At 71.1% G+C, this 25,103-nt stretch carries 28 protein-coding genes; 12 read left to right on the plus strand and 16 right to left on the minus strand.

Annotation, left to right across the window (positions count from 1 at the left end):
• Window positions 1-1,040 (plus strand): LuxR family transcriptional regulator (locus FAF44_RS43305; RefSeq protein ID WP_237109225.1); only part of this gene is annotated, 1,040 nt, incomplete at its 5' end.
• A gap of 2 nt (window positions 1,041-1,042) precedes the next feature.
• On the plus strand, window positions 1,043-1,930 hold the full coding sequence (locus tag FAF44_RS43310; protein ID WP_237109226.1) for an alpha/beta fold hydrolase: 888 nt from the start codon (window positions 1,043-1,045) through the stop codon (window positions 1,928-1,930).
• Here the strand turns inward: FAF44_RS43310 and FAF44_RS43315 are convergent.
• Entirely contained in the window at window positions 1,927-2,412 is a 486-nt protein-coding gene (locus FAF44_RS43315) for a glutathione peroxidase (protein ID WP_237109227.1), read from the minus strand. The two genes, FAF44_RS43310 and FAF44_RS43315, sit on opposite strands and share 4 nt — an antisense overlap.
• Before the next feature lie 189 nt (window positions 2,413-2,601).
• Between FAF44_RS43315 and FAF44_RS43320 the strand changes: the two genes are divergently transcribed.
• Together FAF44_RS43320 and FAF44_RS43325 are read left to right on the plus strand one after the other, a co-directional pair.
• Window positions 2,602-2,997: a transglycosylase SLT domain-containing protein gene (locus FAF44_RS43320; protein ID WP_237109228.1), complete on the plus strand. Its 396-nt coding sequence runs from the start codon at window positions 2,602-2,604 to the stop codon at window positions 2,995-2,997.
• 334 nt (window positions 2,998-3,331) lie between these two features.
• Window positions 3,332-3,991, plus strand: coding sequence for a transglycosylase SLT domain-containing protein (locus tag FAF44_RS43325; RefSeq protein WP_237109229.1), 660 nt, complete (start codon window positions 3,332-3,334; stop codon window positions 3,989-3,991).
• A 24-nt stretch (window positions 3,992-4,015) separates the two neighbouring features.
• Here the strand turns inward: FAF44_RS43325 and FAF44_RS43330 are convergent, their stop codons facing one another.
• Window positions 4,016-4,687 carry a TetR/AcrR family transcriptional regulator gene (locus FAF44_RS43330; RefSeq protein ID WP_237109230.1) on the minus strand — a complete coding sequence of 224 codons (672 nt, stop codon included), beginning with the start codon at window positions 4,685-4,687 and terminating at the stop codon, window positions 4,016-4,018.
• Window positions 4,688-4,852: 165 nt separating this feature from the next.
• Here FAF44_RS43330 and FAF44_RS43335 point away from each other — a divergent pair, with 165 nt between their 5' ends.
• Entirely contained in the window at window positions 4,853-7,939 is a 3,087-nt protein-coding gene (locus tag FAF44_RS43335) for an NACHT domain-containing NTPase (protein ID WP_237109231.1), read from the plus strand.
• On the opposite strand, the gene FAF44_RS55315 is transcribed toward FAF44_RS43335, so the two are convergent.
• Window positions 7,835-9,103 carry an ATP-binding protein gene (locus FAF44_RS55315; RefSeq protein ID WP_308193484.1) on the minus strand — a complete coding sequence of 423 codons (1,269 nt, stop codon included), beginning with the start codon at window positions 9,101-9,103 and terminating at the stop codon, window positions 7,835-7,837. The genes FAF44_RS43335 and FAF44_RS55315 overlap by 105 nt on opposite strands.
• An 81-nt stretch (window positions 9,104-9,184) precedes the next feature.
• Window positions 9,185-9,664: a nucleoside deaminase gene (locus tag FAF44_RS43345; protein WP_237109232.1), complete on the minus strand. Its 480-nt coding sequence runs from the start codon at window positions 9,662-9,664 to the stop codon at window positions 9,185-9,187.
• A 204-nt stretch (window positions 9,665-9,868) separates the two neighbouring features.
• On the opposite strand from FAF44_RS43345, the gene FAF44_RS43350 reads away from it, so the two are divergent.
• Complete coding sequence (locus FAF44_RS43350) at window positions 9,869-11,593, plus strand: ABC transporter ATP-binding protein (protein ID WP_237109233.1); 1,725 nt, start codon at window positions 9,869-9,871, stop codon at window positions 11,591-11,593.
• On the plus strand, window positions 11,590-13,434 hold the full coding sequence (locus tag FAF44_RS43355; RefSeq protein WP_237109234.1) for an ABC transporter ATP-binding protein: 1,845 nt from the start codon (window positions 11,590-11,592) through the stop codon (window positions 13,432-13,434). Before FAF44_RS43350 ends, FAF44_RS43355 begins: the two co-directional genes overlap by 4 nt.
• On the opposite strand, the gene FAF44_RS43360 is transcribed toward FAF44_RS43355, so the two are convergent.
• The 5 genes from FAF44_RS43360 to FAF44_RS43380 form a co-directional block, all read right to left on the minus strand.
• A complete protein-coding gene (locus FAF44_RS43360; protein WP_237109235.1) occupies window positions 13,431-13,853 on the minus strand; it encodes a hypothetical protein in 423 nt (140 codons plus the stop codon). The genes FAF44_RS43355 and FAF44_RS43360 overlap by 4 nt on opposite strands.
• Window positions 13,854-13,983: 130 nt before the next feature.
• Complete coding sequence (locus FAF44_RS43365; RefSeq protein WP_237109236.1) at window positions 13,984-14,268, minus strand: hypothetical protein; 285 nt, start codon at window positions 14,266-14,268, stop codon at window positions 13,984-13,986.
• 78 nt (window positions 14,269-14,346) lie between these two features.
• Window positions 14,347-14,682: a DUF202 domain-containing protein gene (locus FAF44_RS43370; RefSeq protein WP_237109237.1), complete on the minus strand. Its 336-nt coding sequence runs from the start codon at window positions 14,680-14,682 to the stop codon at window positions 14,347-14,349.
• A 4-nt stretch (window positions 14,683-14,686) separates the two neighbouring features.
• Window positions 14,687-15,013, minus strand: coding sequence for a YidH family protein (locus tag FAF44_RS43375; RefSeq protein ID WP_237109238.1), 327 nt, complete (start codon window positions 15,011-15,013; stop codon window positions 14,687-14,689).
• A gap of 58 nt (window positions 15,014-15,071) precedes the next feature.
• A complete protein-coding gene (locus FAF44_RS43380) occupies window positions 15,072-15,458 on the minus strand; it encodes a hypothetical protein (RefSeq protein WP_237109239.1) in 387 nt (128 codons plus the stop codon).
• A 132-nt stretch (window positions 15,459-15,590) separates the two neighbouring features.
• On the opposite strand from FAF44_RS43380, the gene FAF44_RS43385 reads away from it, so the two are divergent.
• The 4 genes from FAF44_RS43385 (at window position 15,591) to FAF44_RS43400 (ending at window position 20,566) form a co-directional block, all read left to right on the plus strand.
• Window positions 15,591-16,187 (plus strand): helix-turn-helix transcriptional regulator, encoded by a 597-nt coding sequence (locus tag FAF44_RS43385; RefSeq protein ID WP_237109240.1) that lies wholly within the window; start codon window positions 15,591-15,593, stop codon window positions 16,185-16,187.
• Window positions 16,188-16,194: 7 nt separating this feature from the next.
• A complete protein-coding gene (locus tag FAF44_RS43390; protein ID WP_237109241.1) occupies window positions 16,195-17,445 on the plus strand; it encodes an MFS transporter in 1,251 nt (416 codons plus the stop codon).
• A 227-nt stretch (window positions 17,446-17,672) separates the two neighbouring features.
• Window positions 17,673-18,407 carry a class A beta-lactamase gene (gene bla, locus FAF44_RS43395; protein WP_308193485.1) on the plus strand — a complete coding sequence of 245 codons (735 nt, stop codon included), beginning with the start codon at window positions 17,673-17,675 and terminating at the stop codon, window positions 18,405-18,407.
• On the plus strand, window positions 18,407-20,566 hold the full coding sequence (locus FAF44_RS43400; RefSeq protein ID WP_237109242.1) for a transglycosylase domain-containing protein: 2,160 nt from the start codon (window positions 18,407-18,409) through the stop codon (window positions 20,564-20,566). Before bla ends, FAF44_RS43400 begins: the two co-directional genes overlap by 1 nt.
• Before the next feature lie 336 nt (window positions 20,567-20,902).
• Here the strand turns inward: FAF44_RS43400 and FAF44_RS43405 are convergent, their stop codons facing one another.
• The 6 genes from FAF44_RS43405 to FAF44_RS43430 all read right to left on the minus strand — a co-directional run bounded on the left by FAF44_RS43405 (window position 20,903) and on the right by FAF44_RS43430 (window position 24,046).
• The gene (locus FAF44_RS43405) at window positions 20,903-21,208 is read right to left on the minus strand and encodes a hypothetical protein (RefSeq protein ID WP_237109243.1); all 306 of its coding nucleotides are present in this window, start codon (window positions 21,206-21,208) and stop codon (window positions 20,903-20,905) included.
• 38 nt (window positions 21,209-21,246) lie between these two features.
• Window positions 21,247-21,489, minus strand: coding sequence for a hypothetical protein (locus FAF44_RS43410; protein WP_237109244.1), 243 nt, complete (start codon window positions 21,487-21,489; stop codon window positions 21,247-21,249).
• A 175-nt stretch (window positions 21,490-21,664) separates the two neighbouring features.
• Window positions 21,665-22,537 carry a helix-turn-helix transcriptional regulator gene (locus tag FAF44_RS43415; RefSeq protein ID WP_237109245.1) on the minus strand — a complete coding sequence of 291 codons (873 nt, stop codon included), beginning with the start codon at window positions 22,535-22,537 and terminating at the stop codon, window positions 21,665-21,667.
• The gene (locus FAF44_RS43420; RefSeq protein WP_237109246.1) at window positions 22,512-23,081 is read right to left on the minus strand and encodes a DUF6879 family protein; all 570 of its coding nucleotides are present in this window, start codon (window positions 23,079-23,081) and stop codon (window positions 22,512-22,514) included. Before FAF44_RS43420 ends, FAF44_RS43415 begins: the two co-directional genes overlap by 26 nt.
• Entirely contained in the window at window positions 23,078-23,284 is a 207-nt protein-coding gene (locus FAF44_RS43425) for a hypothetical protein (protein WP_237109247.1), read from the minus strand. Before FAF44_RS43425 ends, FAF44_RS43420 begins: the two co-directional genes overlap by 4 nt.
• 210 nt (window positions 23,285-23,494) lie before the next feature.
• On the minus strand, window positions 23,495-24,046 hold the full coding sequence (locus tag FAF44_RS43430; RefSeq protein ID WP_237109248.1) for a DinB family protein: 552 nt from the start codon (window positions 24,044-24,046) through the stop codon (window positions 23,495-23,497).
• Between the two features lie 115 nt (window positions 24,047-24,161).
• On the opposite strand from FAF44_RS43430, the gene FAF44_RS43435 reads away from it, so the two are divergent.
• Window positions 24,162-24,419, plus strand: a complete 258-nt coding sequence (locus FAF44_RS43435) for a ubiquitin carboxyl-terminal hydrolase 14 (RefSeq protein WP_237109249.1) — start codon at window positions 24,162-24,164, stop codon at window positions 24,417-24,419.
• 10 nt (window positions 24,420-24,429) lie between these two features.
• Here FAF44_RS43435 and FAF44_RS43440 read toward each other — a convergent pair.
• A partial coding sequence (locus FAF44_RS43440; RefSeq protein ID WP_237109250.1) for a cation:proton antiporter occupies window positions 24,430-25,103 on the minus strand: 674 nt, incomplete at its 5' end.

Consider the following 25,103-nt stretch of genomic DNA (forward strand, 5'->3'; position numbering starts at 1 on the left):
ATGCCCGACACCCTCGACACCCGGCCCGCGCGGGCCGGGTGTCGAGGGTGTCGGGCATGGTGGGCCAGCTTCCCGTGGTGCTGGAGTTCGTGGCGACCGGCGAGCGGATCGCCGGGCGGCTGGCGGAGAGCCAGGCCGTCTCCGAGGAGGGCCTTGAGCTGGCCAGGGAGGCGGGATACGGCAACACGGTGGCCGCGCACCTGGCCAACCTCGCGGTGGTGGCGGCGCTGCGGGGCGAGGAGGAGACGTGCCGCCGGCACGCCCAGGAGGCGCTGGCCATCGCCCTGCCCCACCGGGTGGGCCTGCGCGCGGGCGTGGCCGCGTACGCGCTGGCCATGCTGGACCTGGGGCTGGGCCGGCACGCCGCGGCGCACGACCGGTTCGTCGCGATCGCGGCGGCGGGGCCGGGAGCCGGGCATCCGACGGTGGTGTGGCGCTCGACGCCGGACCGGATCGAGGCCGCGGTCGCCGCGGGCGACATGGAGACGGCGAAGACGGCGCTGGCGGCGTACGAGCGATGGTCGGCGCGGGCGGCCACCGCGGAGTCGCGCGCCCTGCTGGCCCGCTGCCGCGCCCTGCTCGGCACCGGCCACGAGGGCCTGGAGGAGGCGCTGCGGCTGCACGCGAACCCGTACGAGGCGGCCAGGACCGCGCTGCTGCTGGGCGAGCGGCTGCGCCGGGCGCACCGGCCGGCCGAGGCGCGCCCGCATCTGCGTACGGCGCTGGAGACGTTCCGGCGGGCGGGGGCGCGGCCGTGGGCGCGGCGCGCGGACGGCGAACTGCGCGCGGCCGGTGAGAGCGCGCGGCCCGCGACCGGCCCCGCGCTGGACGTGCTGACCCCGCAGGAGCTGCGCATCGCCGGGCTGGTCGCCGACGGCCTGTCCAGCAAGGAGATCGCCGCGCAGCTCTTCCTCAGCCCCCGCACGGTCGAATACCACCTGTACAAGATCTATCCGAAGCTGGGCATCGGCACCCGTACCGAACTGGCGCGGCTAGTAGTTCTACGGAAGGCGGGCGTGGCCGGGCAGGACAGGCTGTGAGCATGCATGACGACGCCATCTGGAGCGAAGAGTTCGGCGACACCGCCGACGAGCCGATTCTGCTGATCATGGGTTCGATGTCGCAGGGGATCCTGTGGCCGGACGAGTTCGTGGGCCGGCTGACCGCAGGGGGGCGGCGGGTGATCCGGTACGACCACCGCGACACCGGCCGCTCCCGCACCGTGGACTTCGAGAAGGAGCCGTACACCTGGAACGACATCAAGGACGACGTGCTGCGGGTGCTGGACGCGCACGGCGTGGCGAGCGCGCATCTGGTCTGCCATTCGGCGGGCGGGCTGCTCGGGCAGTTGATCGCGGTGGAGCGGCCGGAGCGCGTGCGGACGCTCACCGTCATCGGCTCCTCGCCGCTCGGCGGCGGTGAGGGTGCGGTGATCATGCGGGCGCTGACGGGGCAGCCGCAGCCGGAGGGCAGCCTGCCGGAGCCGCTGCCCGCGTTCGTGGCCTTCTTCCGCGAGCTGATCTCCACCCCTCCGGCGACCGGCCGGCGCGAGCGGATCGAGACGATGATCACCGAGCAGCGGGTGCTGCACGGCACGGGGCTGCCGTTCGACGAGGACGCGGCCCGCCGCCTGCAGGAGCGCGTCTACGACCGGGCGCGCGACCTGGACGCCGTGGTCAACCACCGGCTGGCCGCCGCGGCCGACCCCGGCTTCGAGCCGGTGGACGTGCTGCACCGGGTCACGGCGCCCACCCTGGTCGTCGAGGGCAGCCACGAGCCGGCCAAGCCCGGCCACAGCGCGATCATCGCCGAGGCCATCCCCGGGGCGCGGCTGCTGATGATCGAGGGCATGGGGCACACGCTGCCGCCGGAGGTGCACGAGGAGCTGGCGCGGGCCGTCCTCGCGCACACCTCCGCGACGGCCGGTTAGAGCAGCTTCTCGATCGCCGCGGCGATCGCCGGGTCCTCGGGGGTGGTGCGGGGACGGAACCGGCCGGCGACCCGGCCCTCGCCGTCCACCAGGAACTTCTCGAAGTTCCACTGCACGTCGCCGGCCTCGCCGCCGTCGTCGGGGGTCTGGGTCAGCTCGGTGTAGAGGGGGTGCCGGCCGGGGCCGTTGACGTCGGCCTTCTCCAGCAGCGGGAAGTCCACGCCGTACGTGGCGGCGCAGAACTGCTGGATCTCCTCGGCGCTGCCCGGTTCCTGGCCGGCGAACTGGTTGCAGGGCATGCCGATCACCGTGAGGCCGCGCGGGCCGTACTGCCGCTGGAGCTCGACCAGGCCGGTGTACTGGGGGGTGAGCCCGCATCTGGAGGCCACGTTGACGACGAGGGCGGGCTTGCCGCCGGTCAGCTCACGCAGCGTGGTGGGGGCGTCCGCGAGTGTGCGAAGCGGGATGTCACTGAGACTCATGTTCCCGACCCTACAGAACGAGTCAGGGCGATAAATGTGACACAGTCCTCATTTTCACCACACATCCCCACCAAAAGGTATATATCGCGATCTTTACTGACGATCTTCGTTTTAGGCATCAATTCGCTGTAAAGGGAACCGATCGGGCAGGGTGGCGCGGTCCACGAACCCCCTCGAAAGGGATCCCGCATGCCCATGCTCCGCCGTACCGGCGTCCTGGTCCTGACCGCCACTTTGCTGGCGGCGGGCGGCGCCTCGGCCGCACAGGCGCAGAGCTCCCAGACCAGCGGCAGGAACAAGTCCATCGCCAAGCCCATGGTGACCGCGCGTGGCTGGGACCGGACGCAGTTCATCTGCCTGGTGAAACTCTGGGCCAGGGAGAGCGGCTGGAACCACCGCGCCGCCAACGGCTCGGGCGCCTACGGCATCCCGCAGGCGCTGCCCGGCCACAAGATGTCCGCCTCGGGAGGCGACTGGCGGACGAACCCGCGCACCCAGATCAAGTGGGGCCTCAGCTACATCAAGCAGCGCTACGGCTCGCCGTGTCGCGCGTGGGGGCACTTCCAGTCCCACCGCTGGTACTGAGCCAAACCCCATACTTGCGCTGCTGTTTCGGAAAGGCCCGCCCAATCGGGCGGCGGGGCGGGCAATCCCGCTCCAGCGAACGGGCCTTTTATCCGCAACGATCACACAAACTCCTGTCCTTGGCGTGTCCCGGTGTATGACCCACGGTGACCGTGCGTAATAGGAATCGTGCTAGAGGACACGTCGCGGTGCCCTCCGGGCCGCCCAGCACGACCGGGCGGACGCAGGAATCCCGGAGGGCCGCGCGGATCCTCCGCGTCCGAGCCACGGACGCGGACGGCAGGACGCCCCTCGCGGGCGCCCGTCCGCACGCGACCCGACAGTGAGGATCGACTTGCACGGCAAACGCGCGCTCAGCGGCACGCTCATCTCCGTCACCGCGTTCACCGCCTTCGGCGTCACACCCGGCACCGCGTACGGCAGCACGCCGGGCGCACCGCTCGGCGACACGTCCAGCCCGGTGCTCGGCCCGGCGTCGAGCAGTACGCCCGGCACAGCACTCGGCCCGGCGGCGAGTCCGGTGGCCGGCCCAGTAACAGGCCCGGTAACAGGCCCAGTGGCCGGCCCGGTAATCGGCCCGGTAATCGGCCCGGTAGCCGGTCGCGCCCGCGTCCGGACCGGCATCAGCCCGGTGATCAGGGTCAAGACCTGGACCACGTCGGCGCGGCCCAAGATGGTCGCCATGCGGCCCGCGAGCAGGAACAAGAAGATCGCCCTGGGACAGGTCGTCCGGCGCTCCTGGAACTACAGCGAGTTCCGCTGCCTGGACAACCTGTGGACCAGGGAGAGCAACTGGAACCACCGGGCGCTCAACCACTCGTCGGGCGCGTACGGCATCCCGCAGGCCCTGCCGGCCGGCAAGATGCGCGGCGCCGGCCGTGACTGGAGATCCAACCCGGAGACGCAGATCCGCTGGGGTCTGGCCTACATCAAGGGGAGGTACGGCAGGCCGTGCGGCGCCTGGGGGCACTGGCAATCGCACAACTGGTACTAGCAGGCTCGGGAGGGCATCCGATGCTCACCGGGTGCCCTCCTTACGCCCTTCCCTGCGCCCCTCACCCTGCACCGCGTACGCCTCGATCGCCTTGATCAGCAGGTCGAGCCCGAACTCGAACTCCTCCTCGTGATCGCACTCCCCCAGCAGCGACGCCAGCGAGCTGACCTCGGGGAACAGCGCGGGATCCACCCCGTCGGCGCTGATCGTCCTGGTCTGCGCGGGCGCGAACGTGGGCGTCACGCCGACCTCGCGCAGCAGCGAGCCCACGATGTAGGCGATGAACATGCGCAGCATCCGCACCGTGTCGGCCCCGTCGAACCCGGCGCCGCGCAGCGTGGCCAGCGCCCGCTCGACGGGCAGCAGCCCGGCGGTGGAGTGGAGTTGCCTGCTGACCACGAGCATGGTGGAGCGCGGATAGTGGTGGGCGATCTGCCGGAACGCCCTGGCCTGCCCGCGCACCCGGTCGGTCCAGTGGGCGTCGGGGTCGTCGGTGAACTCGACCTGGCTCAGCACCGTCTCGGCCACCCCGTTGAGCAGGGCGTCTTTGCCGGGCACGTGGTTGTAGAGCGACATGACGCCCACGCCGAGCTCGGCCGCGACGCGCCGCATGGAGATCGCGTCGGCGCCCTCCCGCTCGATGAGGCCGATGGCGGCGGTGACGATGCGTCCTCGGGAGAGGGGCTCGGTAGCCATAGCTCATTCTACGGAGGCCGCCCCACCCCGGGCAGACTCCACACGCCCGCGCTCGCGGCGGGCGGACAGACGGCCGTGCAGACGGCCGTGCAGACGGGCGAACAGACGGGCGAACAGACGGGCGAACACGGCGAACGGGCCGCCGTTTTCGGCCAGACTGGAGTGGTGCGGCAGATCATGACCTACCGCGACGCCGTGGCCGTGCTGGGCGGGCCGAGCGGGCTGACGAACGTCCTCGACCGGACGTCGTCCATCGCGCTGTTCGGCCTGGGCGCGATCGACCTGTTCGACGCCCGCGCCGAGGCCGTGCGGCTGGGCGACGCCTTCCTGCGCGGACTGCGCGACAAGATGAAGGGATTGAGCCGCCACGACGCGACGCGCCGGCTGGCGGCGGCCCACTCGGTCATCGTCGTCGCCGCCTTCCTCGACGCGCTGCGCGAGGTGGACGTGCTGCGCGAGCTGTCGCGCGAGGACCAGCGCCGGATCACCGGGACCGGCGACTTCGGGCCCCACCTGATCGATTTCGGCGCGCCGGCCCCGTCCCCGGCCGTCCCGTTCGAGGTGCTGCTGGACCAGCTCGGACGCGGCTACGAGGTGACGACCCGGACACTGGTCGAGCACCTGTCGGGCCTGGCCCGCTGGGACACCTGGGACGAGACCACGCGCGCCAGGCTGACCCGCGACCTCCCTGTCAGGGCACTGCGCCGCTACGAGGAGCTGCTGCGCCGGCTGGCCGCCGACTTCCCCGAGGTGGCGTGCTGGTTCGACCGCCTCGACCATCAGGCCACCCGGGCCGAGATCAGGAACCTGGCGCACGGCCTGGCCGGAGTCCAGGAGCAGCTCGCCGCGATCCCCTCGACGCGCGGCCCGTCCGAACGGCTGGCGGCGCTGATCCGGTCCAACGGGGCCACGCTCGGCCGCCCGATCATGACGACCACGCGCACGCCGAGCGGGATGAGCATCCCGACGCTCGATCGGGGCTACGTCGATCCGGCCTACCGCCTGCTCGCGCCCGGGTGGCAGCACCCGGTCCTGCCTCCGGAGGACGGCTGGGCGCGGCTGCCCCTCCGTTCCGACCTGGGCGCCTTCCTGGCCGCTCATCTGCTGCTGCCGCAGGCCGTCGAGGCGCCGCTGCTGGTGCTCGGCCAGCCGGGCGCGGGCAAGTCGGTGCTGACCCGGATGCTCGCGGCCCGGTTGCCCGCCGCCGAGTTCCTGCCGCTCAGGGTCGAGTTGCGCGGCGTCCCCGCCGACGGCGACGTGCTCGCGCAGGTCGAGCACGGCATCAGGACGGCGCTGGACGAGCCGATGTCGTGGCCCGACTTCGTGCACGCGGCGGCGGGCGCGCTCCCGGTCGTCCTGCTCGACGGCTTCGACGAGCTGCTCCAGGCGACCGGCGTGAGCCAGAGCGACTACCTGGAGCGGGTCGCCCGCTTCCAGCGCGACCAGGCGGAGAAGGGCCGCCCGGCGGTGGTGGTCGTCACCTCCAGGAGCGCGGTCGCGAATCGGGCGCGGCTGCCCGCCGGCTCGTACGTCGTCCGGCTGGAGCCCTTCGACGGCGACCGGATCGGCCGGTGGGTCGCCACCTGGAACGACGCCAACCTCGGCTACTTCCGGGCCCGCGGCCTGCGCCCGCTGCCCGTGGACCGGGTGCGGTCGGTGCCGAAGCTCGCCGAGCAGCCGCTGCTCCTGCTCATGCTCGCCCTGTACGACGCCGACGCCAACGCGCTGCGCGACCTCCCCGGGCTCCCCGGCGACCTGCACGAGGCGGAGCTGTACGAGCGGCTGCTGCACGACTTCGCCGTCCGCGAGATCGGCAAGACCCGCCCGCACCTGGAGGGCGGCGAGCTGGAGCGGGCCGTGGAGGATGAGCTGCTGCGGCTGTCGATCACCGCGTTCGCGATGTTCAACCGCGGCCTGCAGTGGATCGCCGAGCCCGACCTCGAAGCCGACCTGGAGGCGCTCCTGCCGGGGGAAGGCCGCCGGCCGCGGGGCCTGCGCCGCGCCCTGACCCGGGCGGAGGACGTCATCGGCGGCTTCTTCTTCGTGCACACCACCCAGGCGCTCCGGGACGCGGAGCGGCTGAAGACCTACGAGTTCCTGCACGCCACGTTCGGCGAGTACCTGGTCGCCCGCCTCGTGGTCCGGGAGCTGACCGACCTGGCGGAGGAGCTGGCCTCCGCCGCCTCGCGCCGCCGCTTCGCCCGGCCGGACGACGCCTACCTGCACGCGCTGCTGTCGTTCGCGGGCCTGACCGTGCGCGCCTCCGTCGTCGACTTCCTCAGGCACCGCCTGGTCCAGGACGTCCCGCCCGAGCGGCGCGCGGCGCTGACGCGGCACCTGTGCGAGCTGTTCTCCGAGGCGCTGCACGAAAGGCCCGGCTCGGCCCACGACGCCTATCAGCCGGCGCGGCTGGAGCTGACCGCCCGGTGCGCCGTCTACAGCGCCAACCTGCTGCTGCTGGCCGTGTTGTCGTCGGACGAGCCCGTCACGGGCGCGGAGTTGTTCCGCGTCGGGCACCCGGTGGCCGCCAACGAGCGGTGGCGCAGGATCGCCCGGCTGTGGCACTCCCAGCTCAGCAGGGAGGAGTGGGAGTCGCTCACTCACACGCTCTGGGTCCGGCACGTCCTCGACGGCGGAACCAGGACGATGCGGGTGGCCTTCGACCGCGACCCGGTCCTCGACTCCCAGGACCTGGCCTTCTTCACCTGGCCCGACCGCGGCCCCGACGACGGCCGGCACCGGCTGCGGGCACGGGGCCTGGTCTGGATGCGGGAGATCTCCTTCCGCGACGACACCACGCTCGGCCACCTCTTCACGAACCTGCTCCCCTACGTGCGGGAGATCGACACCGACCTGAGCGCCCATCCGGGCACCCAGGTCGCCGACCTGCTGGCCCTGCTGCTGGCCGCCGAGCCGGACCCGGACGCCTACCGGGCGGCGCTGCTGCACGCCCCGACGCGGGCCTACCGGAACCGGGTGCTCAGGCAGCTCGAGTCGGACGCCCCCGCGATGCTGACCGACGACCTGCTGGAGCTGCTGCGTCTGGCCTCCCGCCGCAGGTTCGGCGGCCTTCGCCTGCTGCGCCTGCTCCGCGCGCTGGAGACCCGTCCCGACGCCGACCGCGAGGGGGTGGGCGAGCTGATCCGGTTACTCTCGCGGCAGACGCAGGATCAGCCGGGTCTCGGGCCCCTCGCCGACCCAGAGGTCGCCCCCGTGCGCCCTGGCGATGTCCCGGGAGATCGGCAGCCCTAGGCCGCTCCCGCCGCTGTCGCGTGAGCGGGTCCGGTCCAGCCGCGTGAACCGCTCGAAGACCTCCTCGCGCATCTCCTGCGGGATGCCGGGCCCGTCGTCGGCCACCTCCATCACCGCCTGGTTCCCCTGCGCGCGCACCGAGACCCGCACCCGCGAGTCGCCGTAGCGGTCGGCGTTGGACAGCAGGTTCGTGAACAGCCGCGCCAGCCGCAGCCGGTTGCCGCGCACGAACACGCCGGGCTCTAGCTGCAGGGTCACCGGCAGCCGCCCTGGACGCCGTTCCACCTCCTCTGTCACCATCCGGCCGAGTTCGAAGCGGTCCGTCCCGATCTCCACCCCGGCGTCCAGGCGGGCCATGAGCAGCAGGTCGCCGACGATGTCCGACAGACGCTGGGCGTCGTCCATGGCCGCCCGCCAGTCGGCTTCGGTACGTTCCTCCAGCCCGGCCTCCAGCCGTACCAGCAGTCCCGCGATGGGTGAGCGCAGCTCGTGGGAGGCGTCGGAGACGAAACGCCGGTGCCGCTCCACGGCGTTCTCCAGCCGTCCCAGCGTGTCGTTGACGGTGGTGGCGAGCCCGGCCACCTCGTCGCCGCTGGGCGGCACCTCCACCCGGTGGCTGAGGTCCTCGGCGTTGATGCGTTCGAGCCCCCGCCGGATGCGCTCGACGGGGGCGAGCACGTGCCCGACCCCGAACCAGGCGGCCCAGCCCAGCAGCGCGATCAGCACGGCGGCGGAGCCGTACAGCATGGCGGGCAGGAAGGACGAGCGCAGCAGGAACGGCTCCCGTACGGCGGCGTAGGCCACGACGGACCCGTAGGCGGTGGCGCGGTTGCTGGTGCCGACCACGACCATGCAGCCGTCGGGCCGGCACACCCGGTCGCTGACGCGCGAGTCGCCGCCGGTGGGCCGGGCCTCGGTGAGGGGCGGCTGCCCGGCGAGGTCGGCGCTGGAGGCCACCACCCGGCCGTGCATGTCGACGACCTGGAGCAGGTGGATGCCGTCCTGGGCCGGGATCCGCCCGGCGAACCGCCTCTTGTCGATCATCGTGGTGAGGCGGCGGCTGGCCTCGTCGGCGTGGTCCACGAGGTCGGAACGCGCCTGCACCGGGTACGTCACCGAGATCACCGTCACGCCGCCCAGGATCAGGATCCCGAACGCGACCACCGTCGCAATCGTGACCCGAGCCCTGATGGAGCGACCGTGCACCATGTGTCCGACTGTGTCACGGAGAGTACAAACCGCAGGTCAAACTGATGTGTGGAAGCGTCGGTGCAGCTCGCGCACCTCCTCCGCCAGCTCGGGCACCGGCCCTTCGACGGTCACACCGGGCGCGATCTCGCCGACCGGCAGCGTACGCACGGGCGGCGCGGGCACGCCCAGCTCGCCGAGCCACCCGGCGAGCTGGGCCGAGGAGGCGGCGTAGACGATGCGGCCGAGCCCCACCCAGGCGTGCGCGGCGGCGCACATCGGGCAGTGCTCGCCGGAGGTGTAGACGGTGGCGGCGGCGCGCTCACCGGGGGTCAGGTGCTCGGCGGACCAGCGGGCGAGGGCGAACTCCGGGTGCCGGGTGCGGTCGCCGGAGGCGACCCGGTTGTGGTCCTCGGCCAGGACCGTCCCGTCGCCGGAGACCAGCACCGAGCCGAACGGTTCGTCGCCCACCTCCAGGGCGCGCGCGGCCAGTTCGACGCAGCGCCGGAGGTGGCGCAGCTCCGAGGATTCGATCATGACGACTCCAGTCTCGCGGGGATGGCAAAGACGGTAACGGCCTGCCGAAAGTGCATGAGCTTTCATGTTTCCGCACGTCATGTACAGGAAACCCACCATCTGGCCACAGAAAATCGGTTGATCCCACGTATTAGCCTAGGAGGGATGCCTCCCGATACGAATGAACCTAACCGTCCCCTGCTCTCCTCCAACTCCCTCTGGCGGATGAAGTCCTACCTCCGCCCGTACGTCGCCAGACTGATCGTCATCTGGCTGACCGCACTCGTCGGCATCGCCGTCGTCATCGCGTTCCCGCTCATCATCGAGCAGGTCATCGACGGGCCCGTGGCCAACGGTGACGCCGCCGGGCTGCTGCCCCTCGGCCTGCTCGCGGTGGGCGTCGGCGCGACCGAGGCACTGCTGATCCTCTTCCGGCGCTACATCCAGGTCAAACCGGTGCTCGGCCTGGAGACCTCCCTGCGCGACGACCTGTACGAGCACCTGCAGCGCCTGCCGATGGGCTTCCACGGAGACTGGCAGTCCGGTCAGCTCTTATCGCGGGCCACCACCGACCTGTCGACGATCCGCCGTTTCCTCGGCTTCGGCATGCTCTTCCTGGTCATGAACGTGCTGCAGGTCGTCGCGGTCACCGCGCTGCTGCTGAACAAGTACTGGCCGCTCGGCCTGCTGGTGCTGGCCTCGGTCGTGCCGATCGTGTGGACGTCGCTGCGCTTCGAGAAGCGCTACATCAAGATCTCCCGCCAGGTCCAGGACGAGCAGGGCGACCTCGCCACGCTCGTCGAGGAGTCGGCGATCGGCATCCGCACCATCAAGGCGTTCGGCCGCCGCCACCACGTCTACGACCAGTACGACGACGCCGCCCGCAAGGTCTACGGCTCCTCGATGGACAAGGTGCGGCTGTCGGCCAAGTTCTTCTCCTTCCTGGAGATCATCCCCAACATCACGCTGGCCCTGGTCGTGCTGCTCGGCGCGCTGGCGGTCGGCGACGGCGCGCTGACGCTGGGCGCGCTGGTCGCCTTCACCACGCTGATGCTGCAGCTCGTCTGGCCGGTGGCCAGCCTGGGCTACCTCCTGGCGATGGCCCAGGAGGCGATGACCTCCGCCGACCGGCTCATGGAGGTCATGGACACCGTGCCGGCCATCGAGGGCGGCACCGGCACCATCGACGAGCCACGCGGTCACCTGCGCTTCGAGGGGGTCGGCTTCCGCTTCGCCGACTCCGACAGGCCCGTGCTGCACAACGTCTGGCTGGAGGTGCGGCCGGGCGAGACGGTCGCCGTCGTGGGCGCGACCGGAGCCGGCAAGACCACCCTGACCGCGCTGGTGCCCCGCCTGATCGACCCCACCTCGGGCCGGGTCACGATCGACGGGCACGACGTGCGCGACCTCGACCTGAAGACCCTGCGCTCGGTGGTCGCCACCGCGTTCGAGGAGCCCACGCTGTTCTCGATGAGCGTGCGCGAGAACCTCATGCTCGGCCGCCCGGACGCCACCGAGGACGAGTTGGCCGAGGCCATCCGGACCGCGCAGGCCGGGTTCGTCCACGACCTGCCGTGGGGGCTGGACACCCGGATCGGCGAGCAGGGCCTGTCCCTGTCCGGCGGCCAGCGGCAGCGGCTCGCGCTGGCCAGGGCGGTGCTGAGCAAGCCGCGCGTCCTGGTGCTCGACGACACGCTGTCGGCGCTCGACGCCGAGACCGAGGCCCTGGTGGAGGAGGCGCTGCGGCACGTGCTGCGCGACGCGACCGGCATCGTGGTCGCCCACCGCGCCTCCACCGTCCTGCTGGCCGACAAGGTGGCGCTGCTGCGCGACGGCACGATCACCCACATCGGGCAGCACCGCGAACTGCTGGCGCAGGTGCCCGAGTACCGCGAGCTGCTGGCCCAGGACGCCGACTTCGACGACGCCTCGGAAGGAGCGCTGCGTTGACCACGACGGCCCCGGAGAAGAGCACCTCGTGGCGCGGCGTCGCCTCCGAGGACCAGGACGAGCTGCCGACCGGCGTGTCCGTGCGCCTGCGGGCGCGCTCGCGGCGGCTGCTCGGCGACCTGCTCAGGCCGTACCGGAAGAAGATCGCGCTGCTCGTCCTGATCATCGTGATCTCGAACGCGGCCGGGTTGTCGATCCCCTTCCTGGTGTCGGTGGGCATCGACGAGGGCATCCCGCCGATCACGGCGGGCACGGGCGCCTCGATCCTGGTGACCGTGGTCGGGGTGATCCTGGCCGCCGCCGTCGTCCAGGCGGTCGCCCGGCAGGCGTTCCTGCGGCTGATGGGCGCCATCGGCCAGAACATCCTGCTGGAGCTGCGCAGGAGGGTCTTCGACCACTTCCAGCGGCTGTCGCTGAGCTTCCACGAGAACTACACCTCGGGTCGCGTCATCTCGCGGCTGACCTCCGACATCGAGGCGATCGCCGAGCTGGTGCAGTCGGGTTTCGACGCGCTGGTCAAGGCGCTGCTGACGCTGTTCGGCACGGCGGTGCTGCTGCTGGTGCTGGACGTGCACCTGGGCCTGGTGGCGCTGGTCCCGCTGCCGCTGCTGCTGCTGTTCACCAAGTGGTTCCAGCGGCAGTCGGCCATCGTCTACCGGCGCACACGTGAGACGGTCGCGTTGGTGATCGTTCACTTCGTGGAGTCGATGATCGGCATCCGCGCGGTGCAGGCGTTCCGCCGCGAGTCGCGCAACCAGGAGATCTTCGCCCAGCTCAACGACGACTACCGGGGCGCGAACGCGCGCAGCATGTACCTCGGCGCGACGTTCATGACCGGCGTCAAGCTGATCGGCAACATGACGATCGGCGGGGTGCTGCTCTACGGCGGCTGGCTGGCGCTGCAGGGCGAGGTCCAGATCGGCGTGCTGGCCGCGTTCCTGCTCTACCTGCGCCAGTTCTACGAGCCGATGCAGGAGATCAGCCAGTTCTACAACACGCTGCAGTCGGCCGGCGCGGCGCTGGAGAAGCTCTCGGGCGTGCTGGAGGAGGAGCCCTCCGTGCCCGAGCCGCGCGAGCCGGTGGCGCTGCCGAAGGGCCGGGCGCGCGGCAAGGTGCGCTTCGACGGCGTCGAGTTCGCCTACGTCAAGGAGATGCCGATCCTGCCCCGGCTCGACCTGACCATCCCGGCGGGCCAGAGCGTGGCGCTGGTCGGCGCGACGGGCGCGGGCAAGACCACGCTGGCCAAGCTGATCTCCCGCTTCTACGACCCGACGGAAGGGCGCGTGCTGCTCGACGGCGTCGATCTGCGCACGCTCGACGAGCTCACGCTGCGCACCTCGGTGGTCATGGTGACGCAGGAGAACTTCCTGTTCAGCGGTACGGTCGCGGACAACATCAGGTTCGGCAAGCCCGAGGCCACCGACCGTCAGGTACGCGAGGCGGCCAAGGCCATCGGCGCGCACGAGTTCATCTCCGGCCTGCCCGACGGCTACGAGACCGAGGTGGGCAAGCGCGGCGGCCGGATGTCCGCGGGGCAGCGGCAACTCGTCGCGTTCGCGCGGGCGTTCCTCGCCGACCCCGCCGTGCTGATCCTCGACGAGGCCACCTCCAGCCTCGACGTGCCGAGCGAGCGGCTGGTGCAGCGGGCGCTGCGCACGATCCTCGCCGAGCGTACGGCGCTGATCATCGCGCACCGGCTCTCGACCGTCGAGATCGCCGATCGGGTGCTGGTGATGGAGCGCGGCAAGGTCGTCGAGGACGGCCCGCCGGCCCAGCTCATCGCCGCCTCCGGCCGGTTCGCCGGGCTGCACCGGGCCTGGCTGGAGAGCCTGAGCTCCTAGTGGTGGGCCGCGGCCAGGGAGTTGGCGTACAGCTCGAAGCCGACGAACAGGGCCAGCGGCACGCCCAGCGCGACCAGTAACCTGCCGGGCAGACTCCCGGGCAGCCTGCCGGGCAGGCGTGTCCGCTCCGGACGCGGAGCGGGCACCCTGCCCGGCGGCGCCGGCACGCGCTCCGGCTCCGGCTCGGGGCCGCGGGTCGGGTACCCGGAGGGGAACCAGGTCACGCGGTTCGCGCCGCAGGCCGGGCAGCAGGCGTCCGACCAGGGCGGTTGCACGGGAACCCCCGAGCTGAGCCAGATGTCGCCCTCGTTGCCGTAGGCGTCGGAGAGGTGTCTGACGACGAACTCCTCCTCCCAGACATGCAGGCAGCGCAGGCATTCGAAGGGCCACGTCTCGCAGGTGTCGAATTCGTCGGGCATGAGGGCAACTCCCGGCCGTCGGTTCGCCGTGTCACCTTGAGTGTCCGCCCGATTACGATTTCCCTTCAAGACGGGATGTTCTTCCACCCATGGCGATGAAAGCCTTACCGGCTGTCAGATCACCGGGCGTTCAGTAGTACAACGGTCTCCGCACCGGACTGAGCAGCGGTGTGGGGTCGGGCGCGCCGGGCTCGGCCGGCGGGATCAGTTCCGGATGGTGGGTGAGATAGCCGTCCGGGAACGTGGTGGCCTGCTGGCAGCCGCACTGCGGGCAGATCACGCCCGACGCCGGCGGCATGGCGGGCAGCCCGGCGCGCAGCCAGACCTCGCCCTCGTTCCCGTGATCATCTTCGCTGTGCCTGACGACGTAGTCCTCCTGCCAGACGTACCAGCAGCCGCGGCATTCGAAAGGCACGTTCCTGAGTTCCTCGTCCAATGAGGTCACCCCCTGATTTCGAGTGTCCGCCCCCTCCTCGGACACTGGCAACCGGGCTTACCGAACGGTGAACACAAATGTGAACGCGCCCGCGACCACGCTCAACGTGCCGAGCCAGGCGAAGACCGCGTCGACCTGGGCATTCAGGGGCCGGCCCGCGTGCAGCGCGGCCTGGACGCGGCGGTAGCGCAGCCGGGTCCTGATCAGCAGCACGCCGCCGCAGAGCGCGGCCATCGCGAAGCCGGCGACGGCGAGCACCGGCAGGCTGTAGCGGACCGCCAGCCCGGTCGCGGCCAGCCCGCCGGTGGACAGGGCCACGGCCGTGCGCACCCAGGCCATGCGGGTGCGCTCGCTCTGCAGCCCCTGGTCCCAGATCTCCTCCTCGGTCGTCATGCGATCACGCCGACAGGATGATCAGGACGAGGGCCACGACGGCGACGGCCGCGACGCCGTACCCGAAGACGGCCGCCAGCGCGGGCGGCGGGAGCGGCGCCTGCCGGCGCAGCGCCCGCTGGATGTTGCGCCAGCGGGGGTAGGCCATGCCCGCCGCCAGCGCCGAGAGGCTGACCAGCACGATGGCCAGCGCGGTGCGGATCCACGGCACGAACACGTGCGGCGGCACCGCGGCCATCGCCACCCCACCCGCGCTGAGCGCCAGCGCCGTGCTCAGCCAGGTGAGGAAGGTGCGTTCGTTGGCCAAGGTGAAACGCGGGTCGGGTTCCATAGGAAAAAGGCTAATTCGTACCTATTTCCCCTAGAGAAGCCGGGATTGGCGCTTCGGCTCAGCTACACGCCTGGGCCACCTTCTCGACGTAGGCGGCGCTCTCGCTGGTCACCTTCTGGACGGCGTCGACGGCGTCGTTGACGTCGTTGACGTTGATGCTGGTCAAGGTGCCGGCCATCTTGTCGCTGGCCTCCTTGAGCGTGGTGTTGGCGGCCTGGTCGGCCACTCCGCCGAGCTTGGCGGCGGCGTCGTCGATGGCCTTGTCCATGGCCTGCGGGTCGTTGGTGAGCCTGCTGAGCTCAGCGCCCAGCTCAGTGATGATCTTCGGTGCCTCCAGGCACGCCTGGGCCTTGTCGATGGTGTTGTTGACCTCGCCGCAGCCTGCGGCCAGGACGCCGGCCACGAAGAGGGCCAGGGGCAAGAACCGGCTCTTGAGTTGAGGCATGCCTTGACCCTACCCAAGGGTACGGACGCGTGCTGTGACCGAACGTAGCCGATCCGTCGGCACCCGCTTGGCTCCCACGCTATCCAAAGGAATCCTTGACATCCGCCGGGCGGTCGGCCCAAGATTCCAAACATGTCTTTGGAATCTCCGGACGGCCGGCGTCCGCGCGTGCTCGACGACGCTGCGGCCATGCGGGCGTTCGCGCATCCGGTCCGGCTGGCGCTGCACGAGATCCTGCTGCGCGAGGGCCCGGCCACCGCCGCCGACGCGGCCAGGCAGGCGGGCATCAGCCAGGCGCTGGCCTCCTACCATCTGCGGCAGCTCGCCAAGTACGGCTTCGTCGAGCAGGCCGAGGCCCGCGACGAACGAGAGCGGCCGTGGAAGGTGACCGAGCCCGTCCAGGTGTGGAGCGAGGCCGACGCGCCCGACGTCACCGCCGCCCGCGGCCTGCTGGAGCAGGTCATCGCCGAGCGGGCGATGACGCGGCTGCTCGAATGGCAGCAGCGGCGGCGCGAGGAGCCCGAGGCGTGGCGGGGGGCCGGCTCGATCGGCAACGTCCACCTGTACGCGACGCCGGAGGAGCTCCAGGAGCTGGGGAACGCCATGTCGGCGCTGCTGGAACCGCTGATGGCGCGGGTCTTCGACCCGGCGCGGCGGCCCGCCGGGTCACGTCCCGTGCTGCTGTCGCAGATCCTGGTCCCGCTGCCGCCCAGCGGCTCCGGCGGCTGAGGCCCCGATGGCGTCCCCGCCGCTGACCGGCCCGGCCGAGGAGCACCCCGACGGGCCCGCCGCACTCCCCCCGGACGACGGGACGGGCGGCGTCCGGGCCCTGCTCGGCCGCAACCGCGACTTCCGGCGGCTCCTCGCGGCCGGCCTGATCTCCCAGACCGGCGACTGGGCCGTCAGCACCGGCCTGGCCTACCACGTCTACACGCTCACCGGCTCGACCCTGGCCACCGCCGTCATGCTGCTGCTGTCCCGGCTGCCCGACGTCGTGCTCGGCCCGGTGGCCGGGGTGCTCGCCGACCGCTGGGACCGCCGCAGGCTGCTGGTGGGCGCGGACCTGCTGCTGGCTGCCGGGCTGCTGCCGCTGCTGCTCGTCCGGGAGCCGGGCCAGGTGTGGATCGTGTACGCGGTCGCGCTGTGGACCGGGGTGCTGAGCACGGTGCTGTACCCCGCCCAGAGGGCGCTGGTGCCCCAGCTCGTGGCCGAGGCGCAACTCGTCCGGGCCAACGCGCTGCACGGGCAGAGCGCCCAGGCCGCGCGGCTGGTGGGCGCGCTGGCCGGCGGCGTCGCGGTCGGGGCCGGCGGGCTGGCGGCCGTGGTGTGGATCGACGTGGCCAGCTTCGTGCTCTCCGCACTGCTCCTGGCGGGCCTGCGCACCCGCGGCCACACCCCCGCCGTCAGGCCCCGGTTCGGTTTCCGGCTGGAGCGGGCGGCGCGACCGCTCCTGGTCTACATGATGATCACCGGCCTGGGCGAGGGCGTCTTCGGGACGCTGGTGGCCCCGTTCGTCGCGGACGTGCTGGACGGGCGCGGCGACGCCTACGGGCTGTTCCTGTCGGTGCAGGCGGTCGGCGGGATCGCCGGCGGGCTGGCCGTGGCGGCCTGGCTGGGGAACGCGGCCCCGCGGGCGCTGCTGGGCTGGGGCGCGGTCACGTTCGGGCTGGCGGACCTGGCGCTGTTCACCTACCCGCTGGTGTCGTCCGCGCTGTGGCCCGCGTTCGTGCTGATCGCCGTCGCGGGGGTGCCCGCCGCCGCCGCGGGCGCCGGCTTCGTGACCGTGACCCAGACCGTCACGGCCGCCGAGCGCAGAGGGGCCGTCTTCGGCCTGCTCGGCAGCGCCCACGCCGCCACCGCGCTGCTCGGGACGGCGCTGGCGGGCCTGCTCGGCGACGTCCTCGGCATCGTGGCGACGCTGTGCGTGCACGCCGCCGGCCTGGTCACGGCGGGTCTCCTCGCCCTGCGTCTGCTGCGTGCCCGCTGACCTGCGGTCATACTTGATCCGATATCGAGCGGTTCGCGATATCGCTATTAGACATCACGTGATCGCATCTGCTTTGCTCCTGCCCTCCGGACCCATCGATCGCACAACTGCGAGGACATTGGCATGCGACACCTCCGCACCAGGGCCGCGCTCCAGGCGGCGTCCCTGACGATCTCCCTCGTGGCGGGCGGCGCCCTCGCCACGAGGGAGATCGTCAGGGATACGCCATCGACACCGCGACCGGCAGGACGGTCGGCTACCGCTCGGGCGAGCGGTTCCCGCTGCTGTCCACGTTCAAGGCGCCGCTGTGCGCGGCCGCGCTGCACCGGGCCCGCACCTCCGAGCCCGGCCTGATGGACAAGGTCGTCACGTGGACGACCGCGGACCTCAAGCCCAACTCGCCCACCACCGAAAAGCACGTCAAGGACGGCCTGAGCGTGGCCAGGCTGTGCGAGGCGGCCATCACCGAGAGCGACAACACCGCCGCCAACATGGTGCTCAAGCAGATCGGCGGGCCGGCCGGGCTGACCAGGTACTTCCGCACGCTGAAGGACCGCGTCTCCCGCCTCGACCGCTGGGAGACCGAGCTGAACGACTGGACCGCCGGCGACCGGCGCGACACGACCACGCCCGCGGCCGTCTCCCGCGACCTGCGCCTGCTCACGACCGGCGGCGCGCTGCACGCCAAGGACCGCGAGCGGCTCAACGCCTGGCTGATCGCGAGCAAGACCGGCGCCGCCCGCATCCGCGCCGGCCTGCCCAAGAGCTGGACCATCGGCGACAAGACGGGCACGAACCCCGAGATCGGCGGCGCCAACGACATCGCCGTCGCCTGGCCGTCCGGCAGGTCGTCCGCGCCGATCATCCTGGCCGTCTACACCAACCGATCGGTCGCGGCCACCGACGACGCGGTCGTCGCGAAGACCGCGACGATCCTGGCCCGCGGGCTCGGCAGGCTCTGATGCGACGACGGGGGACGAAGATTGTGCGCCTGGCCGCCGCGGGGGCGGCGGCGGGCGTGGTGCTGGCGGCGATCGCGATCCCGGCCGTGGGGGGCGCGGGGGTCGGCTTCGTGGCAGCGGCCGACGAGGTGAACCTCAGACCGCTCGACCTGCCGGAACCGCCGCCGGCGGAGGTCACGATCGTGCAGGACGCCAAGGGCGGCGAGATCGCCCGCTTCTACGAGGAGTACCGCGAGGTCGTCGGGTTCGACGAGATCGCGGAGACGATGAAGACGGCGATCGTGGCGATCGAGGACTTCCGCTTCTACCAGCACGGCGCGATCGACATCGAGGGCACGCTGCGCGCGCTGGCCACGAACCTGCAGACGGGCCGCACGAGCCAGGGCGGTTCGAGCATCACCCAGCAGTACGTCAAGCAGGTGCTGCTCAACTCGGCCGACACCGACGCGCAGCGGAACGCGGCCGTCGAGGCCAGCTACGCGCGCAAGCTCAACGAGCTGCGGTACGCGATGGGCGTCGAGCAGAAGTACTCCAAGGACGAGATCCTCGCGAAATATCTGAACATCGCGTACTTCGGCGCGAGCGCGTACGGGGTGGAGGCCGCGGCCCGGCGCTTCTTCGGGGTGTCCGCCGCCGACCTGACCCTGCCGCAGGCCGCCACGCTGGCCGGCGCCGTCCAGGACCCGAACGCCACCGACCCGAACCTGGGCAGGCAGCAGCGCGAACGCCTGCTGAACCGGCGCGACGTCGTCCTCGACCGGATGGCCGAACTCGGCGAGATCACCGCGGCCGAGGCGGCCGGGGCGAAGGCCACCAAGCTCGGTTACGCGGGCACCGGCATTCCGGGCGGCTGCGAGAGCAGCACCTATCCGTACTTCTGCCTCTACGTCCGGCACGAGATGCTCAGCAACCCCGACTTCGGCCCCACCTCCAAGGCCAGGCTGGTGATGCTCAACCGGGGCGGCCTGACCATCAGGACCACGATCGACCCGGGCGTCCAGGCCGCCGCCGAGCGGGCCATCAAACGGTACGTGCACCCGTCGGACCACCCGGTCGCCGCCCAGGCCCTGGTCAAACCCGGCACGGGCGCGATCAGGGCGATGGCCGCCAGCAGGCGTTACGGGACGAACGCGGCCAAGAACGAGATCTCCTACAACGTCGTCGCCGACACCGCGCACGGCGGCGGCATCGGCTTCCAGCCCGGGTCCACGTTCAAGACGTTCACCCTGATCACGGCCCTGCGGCAGGGCATGAAGCTGGACGACGGCTTCACGGCGGGCGCGGGATACCGGGCCCCGGCCTACTCGACGTTCAAGACCTGCAAGAACGAGAACATCGGCGACCCGGGCCACACCGTCACCAACGACGAGGGCTCCCCCGGCTGGAAGACGCTGCGGACCGGCACGTGGAACTCGGTGAACACGTTCTTCATGGAACTGGAGGAGCGGGTCGGCCTCTGCGAGACGGTCAAGACGGCCAAGTCACTCGGGATCCGGCGCGCGGACGGCCGCAAGCTGCAGGAGTACGAGACGTTCACGCTCGGCATCAACGAGTCCGACCCGGTGACGGTCGCCAGTGCGTACGCGGCGATCGCGGCCCGCGGCAGGTACTGCGACCCGATGGCGATCACCCAGATCACCGACCGCGACGGCCGGACCACCCGCTACCGCCCCAAGTGCCGCCAGGCCCTGGAACCGGCGATCGCGGACGCGACGGCCGGCGTCCTGTCGGGCGTCTTCACCAAGGGCACCATGAGCGGGATCGGCGGCCTGAACCGGGACGCCGCCGGCAAGACGGGCACCACCGACGACTACGCCTCGGCCTGGTTCGCCGGGTTCACGCCCGACCTGGCCAGCGCGGTCAGCCTGGGCGACCCCCGGGGCTCCCAGCAGCACCGGCTGACGGGCGTCACGATCGGCGGACGGTACTACGGGTCGGTCCAGGGGGCCAGCATCCCCGGCCCGATCTGGCGGGACACGATGTCGGCGGCGCTGCGCGGCGTGCCCGCCACGTCCTTCGTCCCGATCGACGAGTCCCGTTTCGGCGGGTGCTCGAAGGGCTGCCGCCCGGAGCCGACTCCGAAGGAGGACGAAACCGACCCGTCGGCGACGCCGTCAGCAACTCCGTCACCAACCGCAACCCCGACGAACCTCCCCTAGCTCCCGAACCCGACCACCTGGTCACTTGAGCGTCCGGGGACCCGCGGACCCGGGCAACCTCGGGCACCCGGTCAGCCGATCGGTTCGCCGGCGCCCCTTCCGGTGTCGCCAGGCCGGTCGGGCGGCACCCACCTGGTGCCGCCCGGCCCGCACCGGTGGCCCGGTGGCCCGGGTGCCGCTCAGGCCGCTCAGGCGGGTCGAGCCGGATCCGGCTCGACCGCCGCCATCCGACCGCCGCCCGTACGGCCATCGCCGGGCCGGCTGCGGCCGGATGTCCGTTCTCACGAGGTGGTTCAGCCGCTGACGCGATCCGGCCGGCAGAGCAGCCTCGAAGGCTCACATGAGCAGGTACCGGACGAACAAGCTGTACGCCCGGATGCTGAACGAGGTTCGCACGGCTTCGTCCGTCACGTGGTGGTCCTTCGCCCACCTGCGGACCTCGGGAGACAGGGTCATCTTGACGTCATTGAGGGTGTGCAACAGCACGACCACGGCGTACGCGTCCTGCTCGTCGGCGGGCCGCCACGTGGACCGCCTGCGCCCACGCCGCCGGGTGCCGTCCACCAACCACCACCAGCCATCGCGATCGACCTCGATCCGCTGCCTCCAGCACGCCATGTGCGGCGCATGCACATCGAGCACCCACCGATAGTCCTCGCCACCACCCTGTTCAGCACCACTCATCGCCCACCCCCCATCACCCCGAGCTCGACGAGCATCCAGCCGAGCACGACGGCATCGGACGGCGACAGCCTCAAGACGGGCACCTCATCGAGATCCACGTGAACCGCAGGCCACTCCTCGTCCGGATCCTGCCGGAGATCACCGAACAACACGGAAGACCGCCCGCCACCCTCCGCCTCCACATACAGGACCCGAACCTCGGCCAGGTGACACCTGCCACCGGCGTCATGCTCCTCCACACACCACGACGGGCAGGCACTCACGACCGGCCCCGCAAAAGGTGCGCGACCGGAGCGTTGACGGGCGCTGTAGGGGGTTCGGACCTGTGACTTTCCATACGCCGAACCGTAGAAGCCGCCCTACCAGGGCCTCAAGACGATTGCACGCGATTGCGCAGGACGAAACCGGAATGGCTCATGGTGGCTCCGAGGACTCGCCCTCGGGGAAGTGCGCGGCAGCCAGATCGTCCAGGACAGCGGTCATCAGGCTACGTGCGGCCTTGCCATACAGAGCGACGTCCTTCATCAGGCCGAAGATCTTGCCGTAGAGGGCGATCTCCTCCGGTTGCGTCAGTGACAGCTCCGCGGCGAACGTCTCGACCGTGACGAGGCTCGTGCCGTACATCCAGAAGCCGTGCACGGGCGACTTCGGCAGCCGGGCCACGAAGGGGATCACGCCGAGAGCCACGTTGGGAAGGGTCGCCGACGCTATCAGCCGCTCGATCTGTCCCATCAGGACGTCAGGCGGGCACATGAGGTTGCGCACCGCCGCCTCGGTGAGGACGAAGTGAAAACGATGGCCGGGCCGGTAAAGGATCTCCTGGCGGTCCATGCGTGCCTGAAGGCCCTCCTCCAGGTCATCCGTGACCTCGTGAACCTTGATCGACTGGGCCATGATGTGCCGCGCGTACTCCCGAGTCTGGAAGAGACCGGGCACGGTGGCCGGCTCGAACCCGCGGATCAGGCCGGTCTCCGCCTCGATCGCGGCGATCTGCCGTTGCCGCTCCTGGGTCCCCGTACGCAACTGACGCTGCCACGCGGAGTAAGCCAGCTCAAGACCGCGAAGCTGCGAGATCAGCGAGGGCTGCAGGTCAGCCGCATCGCAGGCGGTGAGCCAGGCGCGAACGTCCTCCTCGGACGGGGTCTGCCTGCCGAGCTCGATCCTCGACACCTTCGTCGCCTGCCATTGGAGCGTCTGCGCGAGCTGCTTACCGTTGAGACCGGCATCCTTTCGCAGCTCACGCAGTCGTGCTCCGAGAGCCTCACGCGCCTGGCGGGGATTCGGCAAGATCAGCCCACTTCGTGACGTACGTGGAGTAGCGGACCGCATGCTGCCACGCCGATTCTCGTCCAGCGCGGAAGCCCTCGATGGCTGCGGGCTCGTCGACCAGTTCCATGCCGCGAAGCCGGTCGTCATCGTCGAACGGCAGCACCACCGCGACGGCGGAGTCGAACAGCCAGTAGTCCACCGAAGGCAGAGCCAGCTCCCCGGCTTCGCTGCGGGGAAGGTAGCGGATGTCCTCGCCCGCCTCCGCGTTACCGGCGTTGAGCAGGAGTTCGAACTGAATGTAGCCGGTGGGCGGCTCCGTGATCACGCGCACCCGTTCCACCCGGCGGCCGGTCGAGGTGACGTCCCGCATGAGATGCATCCAGGCCGCCCGCTGTGCTGTGTTGAGCTCATCCAGCCGTGACCAGTCGCGCGCCTGGAATGCTTCCCAACGATCGCGCTCCGCCGGCACGTTGTAGCAATCACGAAGCTCAAGGCGGAACACATCCGACCTGGCCTGCCGGAACAGCTCTAGGAACTCGTCAGCCGAGACCTCCCGGGTCACCGCAGCTCCCGGGGCAGGTCGAGGACGTCCCACGGCACCTCGACCACGATCTCGTCGGGCGCCAGGTCGCGGAGATCAGCGAGGGCTTCCGGGTCGGTCACGAGCTTGCCCTGGACCACCGCAGTGTCGCGGTCGGTCCTGTACAGGGCCGGGCAACTGCCCTCGTTGCTCGTACCGGTCTTGCCGAGGTACGTGAGTCGCATGAGGCGTCCTCTCGATGAAGCGATTGCGCGCGATAGCGCGTGAACTCATCGATATTTCATCCCTCCACCGGCGTCAACGGGCCAGACGGAAACAATGAAGAAGCCCTCGCCATCTCCTGTGCAGATGAGTGCCCTTGGCCTCGCTCGGGCCGTGGTTGATCCTCGCGATCCCGGTGCCGTTCATGTGCACCCCGTCCGCCGCGAGCTGGTTCAGCCGCTGACGCGGCCCCGGTCGCCGTCGGTGGTGGTCGCGTGGAGCAGACGGAGTTGGCCTATCTCGGACACGTTCTTCATCAGTTCGGAGTTCACCCAGGCGACCATGTGGGCGACGGTGTGGCCGGAGTCGCGCGGCCACGGGAACGGGGCCTCGGCGTCCAGGTCGGCGTCGGTGAGGCGGTCCAGGACCGCCAGCCAGTCGGCGCGCAGGCCGCGCAGCCACGCGACGGCGGCGGCCCCGTCGCCCGGCCACGTGATCTCGGCCCTGTCGGGCGCCTCCCGCCCCTCGGCGTGATCGAGGGTCGTGCGCCACCACCAGCCGATGTGCCAGCTCAGCCAGGCAACGGTGGGGACCGGGACGGGGTCGGGCTCGGTCTCCGCGAAGTCCGGACGCCAGAGGCCCGCGTCGTCGCGGTGCACGGTCCAGCAGTGCGGGCCGGGCTCCCACAGGAAGTCGTCCGGGCGCAGCCGGTCGAGGTGGTATTCGAAGAGCGACCAGGTGAAGTCGAACTGCCAGCGCAGCAGCTCACGTCGGGATGCGGGCACCAGCCGATGATCGCAGCCCGTCCCGGCCGCCGTCGAACCGGTTTTCGACCTGGGCACACGCCCGCGGGAACCCCGGACGACATTCGAACAGGACCTTGGACCTAGGATTTTCCCCATGGCGAACTGCGAGCATCTTTCCCAGGCCGACGACCCCGCCGCGAACACGCCGCAGGGCTGCGAGGAGTGCCTGGCCACCGGTGGCCGCTGGGTGCACCTGCGGCGCTGTCTGGAGTGCGGCCACATCGGGTGCTGCGACTCCTCACCGAACAAGCACGCGACGCGGCACTTCCACGAGACGGGTCACCCGGTCATCCAGTCCTTCGAAAAGGGCGAGAGCTGGCGGTGGTGCTTCGTGGACAACGAGATGGGCTGAGCCGGGGCGGTCAGCGTTCGAGGATGGCCTCCTCGAAGTCGAGCTGGGACATCACCTCGCGCAGCACCTCGTCGTCGAGGCGGCGCTCGTCGCGCAGCCGGACGAACACCTGCCGCTCGGCCTGCAGCATGTCGCGGCGCAGGCGGCGGTAGAGCGCGCTGGGCGTCTCCGTCCCGCCCTGGGCCGTGCCGCCACCCAGCCGCTCCCACGCGGTCAGCGAACGGCGCCACGACTTCTCCCTGAGCTGGTCGATGACCTGTCGCTGGATCTCGTCGGGCTCGCCGTGCTCGGCCAGCAGCCGGTCGAGCTCCGCCAGGCCCGCCTCCAGCGCGGCCTGCTGCGCCGCCGCCTCGGCCAGGCGGTCCTCGTACTGCTCCTGCTCGCTCGACACGCGCAGCCGCCTGATCAGCGCGGGGAACGTGGTGCCCTGGATGAGCAGGGTGCCGATCACGGTGGTGAACGTCAGGAAGAGCAGCATCGCCCGATCGTGGGCCGGCACGCCCGGCGGGATCGCGAACGCCGCCGCCAGCGACACCACGCCGCGCATGCCCGCCCAGCCGAGGATCACCGTCTGCGCCACGGTCGGCCCGCCGCTGCCCGCCCGCACCTTGATCAGGGACGTGGTCGTGAACACCCACACGAACCTGCTGACGATCGTCACCGCCAGCACCACCACCGCGTACC

The sequence above is a fragment of the Nonomuraea sp. MG754425 genome (genome assembly GCF_021699195.1).
Lineage (GTDB): Bacteria > Actinomycetota > Actinomycetes > Streptosporangiales > Streptosporangiaceae > Nonomuraea.

Bases quoted from the DNA above. Each gene is read 5' to 3' on its own strand.
- FAF44_RS43310 (WP_237109226.1), top strand. From the start codon at position 1,043: ATGCATGACGACGCCATCTGGAGCGAAGAGTTCGGCGACACCGCCGAC.
- FAF44_RS43330 (WP_237109230.1), bottom strand. From the start codon at position 4,687: ATGGCTACCGAGCCCCTCTCCCGAGGACGCATCGTCACCGCCGCCATC.
- FAF44_RS43315 (WP_237109227.1), bottom strand. From the start codon at position 2,412: ATGAGTCTCAGTGACATCCCGCTTCGCACACTCGCGGACGCCCCCACC.
- FAF44_RS43370 (WP_237109237.1), bottom strand. From the start codon at position 14,682: ATGACGACCGAGGAGGAGATCTGGGACCAGGGGCTGCAGAGCGAGCGC.
- FAF44_RS43390 (WP_237109241.1), top strand. From the start codon at position 16,195: ATGGCGTCCCCGCCGCTGACCGGCCCGGCCGAGGAGCACCCCGACGGG.
- FAF44_RS43375 (WP_237109238.1), bottom strand. From the start codon at position 15,013: ATGGAACCCGACCCGCGTTTCACCTTGGCCAACGAACGCACCTTCCTC.
- FAF44_RS43400 (WP_237109242.1), top strand. From the start codon at position 18,407: ATGCGACGACGGGGGACGAAGATTGTGCGCCTGGCCGCCGCGGGGGCG.
- FAF44_RS43435 (WP_237109249.1), top strand. From the start codon at position 24,162: ATGGCGAACTGCGAGCATCTTTCCCAGGCCGACGACCCCGCCGCGAAC.
- FAF44_RS43380 (WP_237109239.1), bottom strand. From the start codon at position 15,458: ATGCCTCAACTCAAGAGCCGGTTCTTGCCCCTGGCCCTCTTCGTGGCC.
- FAF44_RS43350 (WP_237109233.1), top strand. From the start codon at position 9,869: ATGAAGTCCTACCTCCGCCCGTACGTCGCCAGACTGATCGTCATCTGG.
- FAF44_RS43345 (WP_237109232.1), bottom strand. From the start codon at position 9,664: ATGATCGAATCCTCGGAGCTGCGCCACCTCCGGCGCTGCGTCGAACTG.
- FAF44_RS43385 (WP_237109240.1), top strand. From the start codon at position 15,591: ATGTCTTTGGAATCTCCGGACGGCCGGCGTCCGCGCGTGCTCGACGAC.
- FAF44_RS43425 (WP_237109247.1), bottom strand. From the start codon at position 23,284: ATGCGACTCACGTACCTCGGCAAGACCGGTACGAGCAACGAGGGCAGT.
- FAF44_RS43360 (WP_237109235.1), bottom strand. From the start codon at position 13,853: ATGCCCGACGAATTCGACACCTGCGAGACGTGGCCCTTCGAATGCCTG.
- FAF44_RS43320 (WP_237109228.1), top strand. From the start codon at position 2,602: ATGCCCATGCTCCGCCGTACCGGCGTCCTGGTCCTGACCGCCACTTTG.